Genomic DNA, 12,557 nt, shown 5'->3' on the forward strand with positions numbered 1-12,557 from the left:
CGCGCCGCAGCGCGCCCTCAGTAGCCGATGTCCTCGCGGATGGCGATCACCATCTTGCAGTGGTTCACGAGGTCGTCCGTCGTCTCGACCTCGCTCGTGTAATTGAGACCGTACGGCCAGAAATGCTGGTTGTCCGCGTGCACGACGTCGCTCGCGTTCCCCGTGATCGCCCTGAGCTGGCTCGTCGACGCCTCGCCCGTGAAGACGCCGTCCCTCACCATCGCCGCGAACTCGAGGCTGCCGACCCCCAGGGTGTGGGAGATCTCGTGCATGGCCGTGATGTAATTCATGGAGCTGAACGCGCCGAACCGGATGGATCCGTTGACGTTGCCGTCGGCCGTCGCGACCGACGGAACATAGGACACCGACAGGCTCTTCTCGATGCTCGTGTAACAGTTGTAGTGCGACAGCGCTTCATCCATGGCGCTCGTGATCATGGCGTACGCGGACTGCTGCTCTGCGGTCGGCGCGGGGGCCATCGCGAGCGTGTAGGTGATCCCGCCCATCCCCACGCAGCCGGCCCCAGCGCCGCCCTCGCCCCCGCCCGCGCCGCCGGCGCCGGCGCCGCCCGTGCCCGGGCCCGCGCCGCCCTCGGCCGCCCCGCCCTCGCCCGCCCCGCCGCCCCCGTCCGCGCCGGCGCCCGCGCCGCCGTCCCCGCCCGCGCCGCTGCTGGCCGAGGTCTGCCCGACGGACGCCGCCGCGCCGCCGCTCCCGCTGGCGACGGCGCTGCCGCCGGCGGCCCCAGGGCCGTCCCCCGATCCCGAGCACGCGATCGGAAGAGCCGCCGCGAACGCGAGCAAAACGATGTTCGTCGCCAGTTGCCTCAGCATGTCTCGCACTCCTTCAAGGAACCTCGCGCCGTCGCTCACCGGCCGTGGGGCGCTCGCGGCGCACCTCGCGACAGGTCGCCGGCGGAGCCGGCGCCATCGCCCTCTCACCGGCGGCGTCAGAGGTCAATTCGCTGCAGATCGAAGCGATGGAGTCGATAGCTCCAGCAGAACATTCTAGCGACCTCGCACAGCGCCGGACGAGCTCCGCCGCCGCCGGGCGAGCGGCGCTGCGGGCGCGCTCCGGTCCGCCTCTCCGCCTGCCGCCGCTCCGCGATCTCCGCCCCGAGACGCCGGACGGGCGCGGGCGAGATCCAGAGTTTGTTCAACGGGCGCGCCGGAACCGGACGGCCATCGACGGACGTCCAAGGGTCCACACCTTATATGAGCTACCGTGAGCAGCGAGGTCGGCCGTGGGACAGCCGCAACGACGAGGTCGGCGGCCGCCGTGCGCGAGCGCTCCATCGGCCAGGCGGGCCGCTCGGCGCCGCGCTCCGCGCCTCCCGGGGCGCGCCCGCTCGGCCGGTCCCGCGGCGCCGCCCAGCGGAGGGAGCGGCGATGACCCCGACCGCCATCGCCCCGGGCGCCGTGTTCCAGGAGCGCTACGAGATCGTCTCCGCGCTGCGGGAGAGCGGGTTCGCCGACGTCTACAAGGGGCGCCAGCTCGCCACCGGACAGATGGTGGCCATCAAGGTCATGCGGCCGGCCCGGGGCGGCAAGCCCGCCGACGTCGCCCGACGCTGCGCCCGCTTCCACCAGGAGACGCGGTTCTGCGCGCAGCTCCACCACCCCAACATCGTCCGGCTCATCGACGCCGGCCAGACGGACGAGGGCACGCTCTACACCATCTTCGAGTTCGTGCCCGGCAAGAACCTGGCAGAGGTGCTGGCCGAGGAGACCGCCCTCGATCCAACCGAGGCGCGGCACCTGATGCTCCAGGTCCTCGACGCCCTCGGCTGCGCCCACGGGCAGAGCGTCGTCCACCGCGACCTCAAGCCCAGCAACATCATGATCGTCTCCACCGGCGCGCGGCGCAACGCGCTGGTGCTCGACTTCGGCATCGGCGCGCTCATCGCCGGGGCCATGGAGGGCGTCGACGCGAAGCTCACCCCGAGCAACGAGATCCTCTGCACGCCCGCCTACGCGGCGCCGGAGCAGCTCCTCGGACAGCCGGTGAGCGTGCGATCGGACCTGTACGCCTGGGGGCTCGTCTTCCTGGAGTGCCTCACCGGGCGGCCGACGATCACCGGCAGGTCGCTGCAAGAGGTGCTGTTCCGACAGGCCAGCTCCGAGCCGATCCCGATCCCCGCGGCGCTCCTCGGCCACCCGCTCGGCACCCTCCTCCGGCGCGCGACCCTGAAGAACGTGGCCGAGCGCGTCGCCACCGCCTCCGGCCTGCTGCGCGAGCTCGAAGCCTGCGGCGTGGAGGGGCTGAGCCGCGAGGATTTCGTGGCGCGCGCGCGAGGGCTGGCGTCGGCGCCGGAGCCGGACCCCGGCGCGCCGGACGAGGGCCGGTGGGGCTACGGCGCGAGCGCGACGACGCCGCTCGACCGGCCCCCGCGGGAGGGCCGGCCCGAGCCCAGCGACCGCGCGGCGGCCGACACGCTGCCCTCTCCGGCGACGCCCCGGCCGGAGGACACGCCCTCTCCCGCGGACGGGGAGCTCGCCAGCGGCGCCGGGTGCCTCGACGCCGAGCGGCGGCCCCTCACCGTGGTCTGCTGCGCCTTCTCGACCTCGGGCCCGGGCCTGAAGGACACCGACGTCGAGGAGATCGACGATCTGCTCGGCGAGCAACAGGACGTCTGCGACGAGATCGCCCGCCGCCACCGCGGGCGCTTCGCCGGCGCGCTGGGCGATCAGATCCTGCTGCATTTCGGCTATCCGTCGGCGCAGGAGGACGACGCCCGGCGCGCCGCGCGCGCGGCGCTGGAGATCGCGGAGGACGTCCGCGCGCGCAGCGCGCGCCTCGCGGCGGCGCGGGGCATCGCGCTCGAGGTCCGGATCGGGCTGCACACCGGCCTCGTGGTCGCCGGCCAGCCGCAACGCTACACGCAGCACCTCGGGACGACGCCGCGGATCGCGACCCGGCTGAGCGCGCTCGCGGCCCCGGGCACGATCGCGGTGAGCGGCGACGCCTTCAGGCTGCTCCGGAGCCGGTTCACGTTCGAGCCGATCGCGTCGCGCGACCTCTCGGGCGCGGAGCGGCAGAGCGCCATCTACCGCATGGGGCGCGAGATCCCTCGCTCGACGCAGGACCAGGACACCGCGGGCCGCGACACGGAGCCGCTGATCGGCCGGAGCCAGGAGCTCGAGCTCCTGCTCCAGCGCTGGAGCCAGGTCCGGCAGGGCATCGGGCAGAGCATCCTCGTCACCGGCGGGCCCGGGATCGGCAAATCCCGCCTGACGTGGGAGCTCGTGCGGCGGCTCCGCGGCGACAGCCACAGCTGCCTGGAGTGCCGCTGCACCCCCGACCGGCGCAACAGCGCGCTCCACCCCCTCATCGAGCTGCTCGAGCGGCTGATCGACCCCGGCCGGGACGACGCGCCGGGGCGCCGGCTCGCCCGGCTCGAGGCGCTCCTGTCCCGCCGCGGCTTCGATCTGGCGGAGACGGTGCCGCTGTTCGCGGCGCTCCTGTCGATCCCCCTCGACGCGCGCTACGCCGCGCCCCAGGACCCGCCGCCGCGGCAGAAGGAGAGGACGCTCAACGCGCTCGTGTCCATGCTCTTCGACATGGCCGAGGAGCGGCCCGTCCTGTTCATGGTCGAGGACCTGCACTGGGCCGATCCGACGAGCCTGGAGTGGCTCGGCATGCTGATCGTCGATGTGCCCTCGGCGCGGCTCATGATGCTGCTCACCGCGCGGCCGGAGTTCTCGCCGCCCTGGTCGACGTCGGGCATGCTCCAGATCCAGCTCGGCCGCCTGGATCGCGAGCACGTCGAGCACATGGTCGCGCGGCTCGCCGGCGGCCGCTCGCTGCCCGAGCCGCTGCTCGAGCAGGTGGTCGACCGGACCGACGGCGTCCCGCTCTTCGTCGAGGAGCTGACGCGGATGGTGCTCGAGTCCGGGGCCCTCGTCGACGAGGGGGACCACTACACGCTCTCCGAGCCGTTCTCGGAGCTCGCGATCCCCTCGACGCTGCGGGGCCTCTTGATGGCGCGGCTCGACCGGCTCGGCAGGGCGAAGGAGACCGCCCGCATCGCCGCGGTGCTCGGGCGGGAGTTCAGCCTGGAGGTGCTGAGCGCCGTGACCACCCTCGACGGCGAGCTCGTCCAGGAGGATCTCGATCGGCTGATGGCCGCGGACCTCATCCACAGGAAGCGCCGGCTGAACAACCCGACATACATGTTCAAGCACGTGCTCATCCGGGACGCGGCCTACGAGTCGCTCTCGAAGCGGAGCCGGCGGAGGCTGCACGCCTGCGTGGCCCGGGCGATGGAGGAGCGCTTCCCCGAGCTCGTCGCGGCGCGGCCCGATCTGCTCGCGCACCACCACGCCGCCGCCGAGCAGAAGCAGCAGGCGATCGCCTACGCGGAGATCGCGGCGGAGCGCGCGCTGAAGCGGCCGGCGAACGCCGACGACACCGAGGCCATCGGGCACGTGACGCAGGCGCTCGGCTGGCTCTCGGCCATCGCGGACGACCGGGAGCGCGCGCTCGCGGAGCTGCGGCTGAACAGCCTGCTCGTCGTGGCGCTCCTCGACCGCCTCGGGTACATGCCCCGCGAGCTCGAGGCCGCGGTGAAGCGCTGCGAGGAGCTGATCGACGCGTTCGGTGACAGCCCCATGACCGCGCCGACGCTGTGGGCGATGTTCTGGTACCACAACTTCCGGAGCCATCGCAGCGAGGCGCGCGCGCTGACGGAGCGGATCCTCGGGATGGCGACGCGATCGCAGGACACCCGCCAGCGGGCCGCGTCCATGGTGGTGCTGGGGAACTGTCTGTTCTTCGAAGGAAAGCTCGCGGAGGCTCGCCCGCACCTCGCGCGCGGCGTCGAGCTCTACGATCCCGCGGATCGGGAGCACGTCTCCCTGTATGGCTTCGATCCCAAGGCCTGCGGCCAGTACACGCTCGCGCTGCTGCTTTACCTGATGGGCTGCCCGGCGCAGGCGTTCGCGCAAGGGGAGGCCGCGGTGGCGTGGGCGCGCGAGCTCGACCACCCGAACACCCTCGGGATGGCGCTGCTCCACCTGGCAGGCGTCTATCACTACGGCCGCCAGCGGGAGAAGGTCGCCGCGCTGACCGACGCCCTCATGGAGCTGACGACGAGCCATCACCTCTGGTTCAAGGAGCTCTGCTGGGCCCTGCACTCCTGGGCGCAGCGCGACCTCGAGAAGCTGAGGCAGGACGTCGAGGCGATCCGGCACACCGGCCAGACGATGGGATTGCCCTACTGGCTCTCCCTCGTGGCGGAGATCGAGGCCGAGCGCGGGCAGCACGAGGCCGCGGTCGAGCGGCTCGCGGGCTGTTTGCGGCTCGCCGCGGAGCTGGGCGAGGTCTACTACGTCCCGGAGCTTTACCGCCTGAAGGCGCTGTCGCTCCGTGCCCTGGGCGGAGGCGCGGAGCAGGAGAGCGAGCGCTGCTTTCAGCAGTCGATCGCGATCGCGCGCGAGCAGGGCGCGCGGGCGATCGAGCTGCGCTCGACGCTCTCGATCTGCCGTATGCTCGCGCGACAGGACCGGCGCGACGAGGCGCGTGCCCTGCTCCGGGAGAGCAGCGGCTGGCCCGCCGAGTGCGCCGATCTGCCTGAGTTCGCCGAGGCGCGAGCGCTGCACCAGGAGCTCGGCGGTTGAGCTGCCGCGGCCCCCTCTCGAGCGCCCTCGAATCTCGCGCCGGGGGCTCGACGGCGCGAGGCGGCGGCTCCATGAGGCATGGGCGCCAGAAGCGGCGGTAATGGAGATAGCCATGTTTTCCCGTCAACCCTCCAATCACCTGCCTGGGACTTCCGAGACCGAGAGCAAGAGCATCCCCGCGCAACTCGACGGCGGCCCCGTCGAGGCGCGTGCCGGAGACGAGCGAGGCGCGGTGGAGGACGAGCTCCAAGCGCTGGAGTCGGCGTGGCTGCGCGCGGTCGCGCTCAGCTGGGAAGACCCGGCGCAGCTCGCTCGGCTGAAGAGGGATCCGCGGGAGTTCTTGAGGGCCTGTTGCGGCTATGCGCTGCCGCAGGGGATCGAGCTCACCGTCCGAGAGGCGCGGGAGCCTGGCGCGCCGAGCGGCGAGGGGTGGCGCTTTTGCGAGCAGCGCAAGGCCTGGGATCTGTCGACCGGCGTCATCACGCTCCATGTCCCGCCGGCGCCGGAGCAGACCGATCGCCCCGTCGCGCTGGCCGAGCTCGCGAGCGGCGCGCAGCTCTCGGTCGCCATCTGCTGAGTCACTCCTCTAGCCCGTAAAACCGGGCGCCGTTGTCCCAGAGGAGCTTGCGGAGCGCGTCGCCGGGGAGCCTGCCGCGGAGCGCGAGCGCCCGCTCCACCATGCCCGCGTCGTGGTCGATGTGGGGGAAGTCCGTCCCGAAGATCGCGCTGCCCTCCCCGAGCCACGGGATCGCCTGCTCCAGGAGCGGCTCGTCCGGCTCGATCTCGACGACGCACTGGCGTCGGAAATACGCGGACGGCTCGCGGCGGACGTGCGGCGCGACCTCCTCGGCAAGGCCGCGGTACTCGATCTCGTCGAGGCGATGGAGCCAGTAGGGAAGCCACCCGCAGCCAGCCTCGAGGAAGGCCACCCGCAGGCGGGGGTGGCGCTCGAGCACGCCGCCCTCGATCAGCGCGAGCAGCGCCATCATCTGCTCCATCGGGTGCGAGCACGCATGCAGGGCGAAGCGGCTGCGGAAGCGATCGGCGCCGGCCGCCGGAAGGGAGGCGTGCGCGCCCTCGTGGACGGCGACCGCGATGGAGCGCCGCTCGCACTCGGCCCAGAACGCCTCGTAGGCGGGGTCGCCCAGGGTCCGGCCCGCGACGGGGTTCGGCCGTATCACGACGGCGCGGAAGCCGAGCGCCGCCGCCCGCGCGAGCTCGGGCATTAGCTGCGCGGGATCGTGGGGGCTCATCAGCGCGACGCCCCGGAGCCGCTGTGGCTCGTGGTCGCAGAAGCCGCGGAGCCAGGTGTTGTACGCCCTCGCGAAGGCGCTCGCGAGCGCCGGATCGAGCGGGGCCATGCCGAGGAGCATCAGCGCGAGGGTCGGATACAGGAAGGCCACGTCGATGCCCTCGCGGTCCATGTCCTCGATGTGCGCCTGGGGCAGCTCGAGGGGGCCGAGCCGCGCGAGCTGCCCGGCGCGCCGGCGGCTGGCCGAGGCTACCGCGCGCCACGTCCGCGCGCTCGTCCGGTGAAGGAGCGGCCGCCCGTCCATCATCGGCTGCGGAGGGAGCGAGACCAGGCCCTCCGGTCCGGGATACGCCACGCGGTCGGCCAGCGGCTCGCCCTCGCCGACGTACGCGAGGTACGGCGCGTGAGCGCGGAACTCCGGCTCCAGGTGGACCTGCCAGAGATCGAGCGGCTCAATCACGTGGCGATCCGCGTCGAGGATGCGATAGCCGTCGCGCATGGGAGGTCTCCTCGGCCGAGCGCGGCCTGGATGCAGAGGGGCACCGGGCTCAGGCCCCCTTCCCGGTTCGCCCGATCGAGCCCCGCGAGGCGGACCGGCACATCGTGGAGCCGCGCCGGCCCGAAGCGTGGCGCCCGCGGAGCATGAAGCGCGCGCGCCCGCCGATCGGGAACACGGTGTCCTTGTCACCGGCGGGCTCGACCCGCGGGTGGTGCTTGAATTGCAAGATGTGTGGCTGGTGTGGCTGGTGTGGCTGGTGTGGCTGGTGCGACTGATGCGACTCGAGCGACTGGAGCGACATGAACACCCGACCCCGGTGAACCATCTGGTGCGTCGCGGCGCGCGGGAGACGCCCGTGGCGGTGCGCAAATCAGCGTCAGCGAGCGCCTGCCCGCGGGGCGGGCGGGCTCCGCCCGGCGCGCGTCGCGCACGCGGGCGGCGCGGCGCCCGGACCCCGGGACGGGACCTTGTGAGAGGGGGGTTAACAGAGTGTCAGTGATTCGCGAGGACAGCGGAATGGAAACGACGCCGCTGTCGAGCAGCTTCATCGATGCGATCCAGCGTGTCAGGCAGGACGACCGGCGCGTGGCCCTGCTCGTGTATCACCGCGACGGCGCCGAGCGCGTCGTGCTGCGGCCGAGCGCGCCGGTCGTCATCGGCCGCGCGCCGCCGTCGCAGGTCCAGATCCGCGACGTCAGCCTCTCGCGCGAGCACGCCCGCTTCACCGTGTCCGGCGACAGCGTCCTCGTCGAGGATCTGCGCTCGACCAACGGCACCTGGCTCGGCGGGGCGCGGGTCGCGCGCGGCGAGGCGAAGCCGGGCGACGAGGTGATCCTCGGCAAGGTGGTCGTCGCCGTCCGCTCGATCACGGCGGCCGAGGGCGAGCTGCCGGGCCTGATGAGCCACGAGCAGCTCCGCGTCGCCCTCGAGGAGGAGGTGAGGCGCGCGCGGTTCTTCGGGCGGAGCTTCGCCATCGTCATGGCCCGGCCCGCGCGCCAGCAGGGCGGTCACGTGAGCCACCTGTTCCCACGCATGCGGGCGCTGCTGCGCCCCGTGGACCGGATCGCCCTGTACAGCTCGGACGTCGTGGCGGCGCTGGTTCCCGAGGCCGGGGCCGACGCGGCGCTCGATCTGGCGCGCGCGCTCGCCGCGTCGGACGCGGACGGGGCGCCGGCCGTGCTCGCGGGTTTCGCGATGTTCCCCGACGCGGGGACCGTGGCGGAGGACCTGCTCTATCGGTGCTGGAACGCGGTGCGCAGCGCGACGGAGGATCAGCCCGTGCGGTCGGCGCCGGGCGGGGCGTGGAAGAGCCACGCGGGCGCCCCGCACGCCGATCTCGTCGTCGTGAGCCCCGCGATGCGGCGCGTCTTCGAGATCGTCACGCGGGTCGCGCGATCGTCGATCCCGGTGCTTTTGCTGGGCGAGACGGGGACGGGAAAGGAGGTCGTGGCGCGCGCGGTCCACGACCGCGGCCCGCGGAGCGGGAAGCCGATGGTGTGCGTCAACTGCGGGGCGATCCCGCAGCAGCTCGTCGAGAGCGCGCTCTTCGGCCACGAGCGCGGCGCGTTCACGGGCGCGTGGCAGCAGCAGCGGGGGGTGTTCGAGGCGGCGGACGGGGGGACGGTCTTCCTCGACGAGATCGGCGAGCTGCCGGCCGCGGCGCAGGCCGCGCTCCTGCGCGTCCTGGAGACCCGGCAGGTGACCCGGGTCGGCTCGAACAAGCCGATCGACGTCGACGCGCGCGTGATCGCGGCGACCCACCGCGACATCGAGGCGATGTGCGCGTCCGGCGCGTTCCGCTGCGATCTCCTGTACCGCCTGAACGCGATGACGGTGACGATCCCCCCGCTCCGGGCGCGACCGGAGGACATCGAGCCGCTCGCGCGCCGCTTCCTCGAGCAGGCGAACCAGGCGAACGGCCGCTCCATTCGCGGCTTCGACGCCGGGTCGCTCGCGCGCCTCCGGGCGTACGCGTGGCCGGGGAACGCGCGGGAGCTGCGGAACGCGATCGAGCGGGCGGTGGTCATCGCCGAGGGCGAGTGGATCGCGGAGGAGGATCTGCCCGAGCGCGCGCGGGCGGCGCCCCCGGCCGCGCCGGCCGTGGACCGCGACCTTCCGTGCGATGACGCCGAGCTCAGCGCCGCGCCGCCGGGCGCCGACTTCCTGAAGGCGCGGCTCCAGCGCTGCGAGGCCGAGCTGATCGTCCAGGCGCTCCGCAAGGCGGGCGGGAACCAGACGGAGGCGGCGCGCGCGCTCGGCATGCCGCTGCGCACGCTCGTCTACAAGCTGAAGGCGCTCGGGATCAAGCGGCTCGGGTACGCGCCGCCCGGCGATCCGTAGCGTGGGCCCTGGGCGGCCTGCCGGTCGGGCCGGCCGCCCAGGGCCTCGTCGCAGCGCGCCCCGCGCGGCGGGCGCTCGCGGATCTCGCGCGCGGCGGTCGGCTGGGTTTCGGGTGGGGCTAGAGGGGGAGGTCGACGACGAACGTCGAGCCGCGGCCCAGGGCGCTCTCCACGCCGATGCGACCGCCGTGGGCGTGCACGATCTCGCGCGCGATGTAGAGCCCGAGCCCGAGACCGCCGAAGTGCTCCACGTCGCCCGCGCGCTCGAAGCACGCGAAGATGCGCTCCTGGTCCTCCTCGGCGATGCCCGTGCCGCGGTCGTGGACGAGGAGCTGCGCTCCGCCGGGAGGGGCCTTGACCTCGATGGAGACCGGCCGGTCTTCGCCGAACGCGATGGCGTTCTTGACCAGGTGGAACACGAGTCGCCCGATCTGCTCGCGGTCCCAGAGGCCGACCACGCCCTCGGGCGCGTCGACCGAGATGGCGGCGGACGGGGCGCGGAGCTCGACCGGGAGCCCGGCGACCACCTCCCGGACGAGCGCCCCGAGATCGACGCTCTGGCGATCGGGCGCGAGCTGGCCCGCTCGGAGCGAGATCGCCTGGAGCATGTCGTCGCAGAGCCGGGCGAGCCGGTTGACCTGGCGGCCGACGACCTCGAGCGAGGCGACCCACGTCGACGCGTCCTCTGCGTGCCGCTCGCTCATGCGCTTCATCCGCTGCACCTGCAGCGCGAGCGAGGTTAGCGGCGTCTTGAGCTCATGCGATGCGAGCTTGAGGAACTCGTCCCGGAGGCAGTCCTCTCCGTCGTGCTCGGAGGCGCGAGCGGGCCGGCGTGCGTCGAGGGTTCCAGTGCGCTGCGGGTTCAGAGCGGACATGGCGAGAGCCCCGTTCGAGGATGGATGGTCGTTCGCGATCGTCTCCTGGACGCCCAAGCATCCTCGATGCCAGGCGCCCACGCCCCGCCGGAGCGTCATTCGCCCGTGATCGGAGCGAGGGCGCCGTCGAGCGCAGGCGATCGCCGCGTCGCGCTCGCGGGTCGTCTGCGCCGCGCTTCTCCAAGGTCTACAGGAACGCGCGCCTCGTGATGCGCCGGCGCTTGCGCGATCGAGCAACGCGTGACGCGCAACCGGCGTGGCGCGCAGCCGGCGTGGCGCTTGGATTTCGGCGCGTCATCCGTCCAGCGGCTTCCATACGTCGTAGTCGAACCGCTCGTAGGGCGGCGTCACCTGCTGCCGCCGCTCGTCGTACCGCTCGAGGCACCAGGCCTGCGCGTCGACGCGCTTGCCCTGGGCCTCGATCCAGCGCGACAGCCCGAGGTAGGTCGCCTCGATGGCCTCCGCGGTCCCCTCGACCCGGGCGACCGCGTAGGTCCGCGCTGGGAGCACCAGCGGCCGCACGCCCTCCGGGAGCGCCCCGCTCGCGCTCACCTCGGCGCACACCCAGTAGGTGTAGACGCCGTCGTGGCTCGCCTTCCGGTGATCGCTCTCCGGGAAGGCCCCGTAAAGCACGCTCCGGTCCACCAGGTGGGGGACGGCGTCGAGGCGGTCGACGAGCTCTAGCCACGCGAGGGGCACCCGGTGGCTGAGCTCACTGCGGCGGCCCACCACCTTGATGCCGGCCAGCCGGAGCTCGCCCCGGGTCACGACGGAGACGTTCATGCGCTCTTCTCCTGGGAGGTCCTGGGAGGTCCTTGGAAGCGACGCTCGAACCCTGCACCTTGAACCAGGTTGAAGCTCAAGGAGAAATCCGCCGCATGCTCACGATTTCCCAGTTCGCGGACCGCTGCGGCCTCTCGCCGAGCGCGCTTCGCTTCTATGAGCGCAAGGGCCTCCTGCTGCCGACCGGCCGGCGCGCGAACGGCTACCGCGCCTATGCGCCCGGGCAGGTCGAGGAGGCCCGCAGCATCAGCAGCCTGCGGGCGGCGGGGATCCCCATCGCGGCGATCCGCGAGTTCCTCCGCCTGAGCGGCCGGGCGCGGGAGGCGATGCTCGCGACGTGGCAGCAGGAGATGACGGCCCGCCTGCTGTCGCTCGAGATCGCGGATCAGTACCTGCGGGGGGTGTCGTCGTCGCAGCTGCCGATGCACCTCGAGCACTGGAAGGAGCGCTCGGTGCTGGTCTGGTACCCGGCGACGGCGCCGGAGGGCCCGCTGGCCTTTCGCGCTGACGTGGCGGCGCGCAAGCGGGAGCTGGCGCGCCGGCGCGTTCCGGTCCTGACCAGCGGGTACGTCCGCACGCTGGACCTGAGGGACGGTGAGCTTCATGGCGAGGTCGGGTTCCGGATCCGACCTGGCCGGCGGCTGCCGCCGGGGGCGCGGCGCCAGGACGTACCGCCGACCGTGTTCGCGACCCTGGAGTGCACCGCGCGCGACGAGAAGGCCGCGCACCGCGTGTTCCGCTTCCTGCACGGGCTCGGCTTCCGGCCCGGGGAGCTCCACCTGGAGCGGTACCTGCCCGGCGCTCCGGACCGTTACCTGCTCATGATGGCCGTCCGGCGCATCCAGCCTTCCGGCTGCGGCGGCGAGCGGCCGCGCTGACCTCACCCCCGGCGGGGCAGAGCGGTCGTCCGTCCGTCGCCGGAAGAGGCGGGGCGACGAGCGCGTGTCGGCCAAGCCGCCGCGGGCGGCGCGTGCGCAGGCGGAGCGTCGCCCGGGTGAGCGGCAGAGGCGCGCCGGAGCGGGCCGGTCGAGGCAGCCGCGAAACGGCGGAGGGGCTTCCGCGTAGCAGCGGATGACCCCGCCTGACGGGGCGCGCAGCGACGCGCGCTCCCAAGGGCTCGGGGCGCGTCGTGCGCTGTCGTCACGACCGAGATGCGCCTCGACGATCGACCCACCGACAAGCCCGCGCCGCTGG

At 73.2% G+C, this 12,557-nt stretch carries 8 protein-coding genes; 4 read left to right on the plus strand and 4 right to left on the minus strand.

Translation table 11 applies throughout. The annotated features are described in order from the left end of the window. Positions 1–17 precede the first annotated feature (17 nt). Positions 18–830 (minus strand): hypothetical protein, encoded by an 813-nt coding sequence (locus WMF33_RS31425; RefSeq protein WP_437332071.1) that lies wholly within the window; start codon positions 828–830, stop codon positions 18–20. A 555-nt stretch (positions 831–1,385) separates the two neighbouring features. Here WMF33_RS31425 and WMF33_RS31430 point away from each other — a divergent pair. Both WMF33_RS31430 and WMF33_RS31435 read left to right on the plus strand, forming a co-directional pair. Next, a complete protein-coding gene (locus WMF33_RS31430; protein WP_437332072.1) occupies positions 1,386–5,615 on the plus strand; it encodes a TOMM system kinase/cyclase fusion protein in 4,230 nt (1,409 codons plus the stop codon). Positions 5,616–5,727: 112 nt separating this feature from the next. Continuing rightward, on the plus strand, positions 5,728–6,192 hold the full coding sequence (locus tag WMF33_RS31435; protein WP_437332073.1) for a BMA_0021/BMA_0022 family TOMM bacteriocin: 465 nt from the start codon (positions 5,728–5,730) through the stop codon (positions 6,190–6,192). A 1-nt stretch (position 6,193) separates the two neighbouring features. Here the strand turns inward: WMF33_RS31435 and WMF33_RS31440 are convergent, their stop codons facing one another. Then, positions 6,194–7,366: an amidohydrolase family protein gene (locus tag WMF33_RS31440; RefSeq protein WP_437332074.1), complete on the minus strand. Its 1,173-nt coding sequence runs from the start codon at positions 7,364–7,366 to the stop codon at positions 6,194–6,196. Positions 7,367–7,882: 516 nt separating this feature from the next. Between WMF33_RS31440 and WMF33_RS31445 the strand changes: the two genes are divergently transcribed. Next, positions 7,883–9,706, plus strand: coding sequence for a sigma 54-interacting transcriptional regulator (locus WMF33_RS31445; RefSeq protein WP_437332075.1), 1,824 nt, complete (start codon positions 7,883–7,885; stop codon positions 9,704–9,706). 118 nt (positions 9,707–9,824) lie between these two features. Here the strand turns inward: WMF33_RS31445 and WMF33_RS31450 are convergent, their stop codons facing one another. Continuing rightward, positions 9,825–10,580: a sensor histidine kinase gene (locus WMF33_RS31450; protein WP_437332076.1), complete on the minus strand. Its 756-nt coding sequence runs from the start codon at positions 10,578–10,580 to the stop codon at positions 9,825–9,827. Positions 10,581–10,874: 294 nt separating this feature from the next. After that, positions 10,875–11,363, minus strand: coding sequence for a GyrI-like domain-containing protein (locus WMF33_RS31455; RefSeq protein WP_437332077.1), 489 nt, complete (start codon positions 11,361–11,363; stop codon positions 10,875–10,877). A 95-nt stretch (positions 11,364–11,458) separates the two neighbouring features. Here WMF33_RS31455 and WMF33_RS31460 point away from each other — a divergent pair, with 95 nt between their 5' ends. Continuing rightward, complete coding sequence (locus tag WMF33_RS31460; protein ID WP_437332078.1) at positions 11,459–12,241, plus strand: MerR family transcriptional regulator; 783 nt, start codon at positions 11,459–11,461, stop codon at positions 12,239–12,241. Positions 12,242–12,557: the final 316 nt, after the last annotated feature.

The sequence above is a fragment of the Sorangium sp. So ce394 genome, assembly GCF_051474665.1.
Taxonomy (GTDB): domain Bacteria; phylum Myxococcota_A; class Polyangia; order Polyangiales; family Polyangiaceae; genus Sorangium; species Sorangium cellulosum_D.

Bases quoted from the DNA above. Each gene is read 5' to 3' on its own strand.
- WMF33_RS31445 (WP_437332075.1), top strand. From the start codon at position 7,883: ATGGAAACGACGCCGCTGTCGAGCAGCTTCATCGATGCGATCCAGCGT.
- WMF33_RS31450 (WP_437332076.1), bottom strand. From the start codon at position 10,580: ATGTCCGCTCTGAACCCGCAGCGCACTGGAACCCTCGACGCACGCCGG.
- WMF33_RS31435 (WP_437332073.1), top strand. From the start codon at position 5,728: ATGTTTTCCCGTCAACCCTCCAATCACCTGCCTGGGACTTCCGAGACC.
- WMF33_RS31455 (WP_437332077.1), bottom strand. From the start codon at position 11,363: ATGAACGTCTCCGTCGTGACCCGGGGCGAGCTCCGGCTGGCCGGCATC.
- WMF33_RS31425 (WP_437332071.1), bottom strand. From the start codon at position 830: ATGCTGAGGCAACTGGCGACGAACATCGTTTTGCTCGCGTTCGCGGCG.
- WMF33_RS31430 (WP_437332072.1), top strand. From the start codon at position 1,386: ATGACCCCGACCGCCATCGCCCCGGGCGCCGTGTTCCAGGAGCGCTAC.
- WMF33_RS31460 (WP_437332078.1), top strand. From the start codon at position 11,459: ATGCTCACGATTTCCCAGTTCGCGGACCGCTGCGGCCTCTCGCCGAGC.
- WMF33_RS31440 (WP_437332074.1), bottom strand. From the start codon at position 7,366: ATGCGCGACGGCTATCGCATCCTCGACGCGGATCGCCACGTGATTGAG.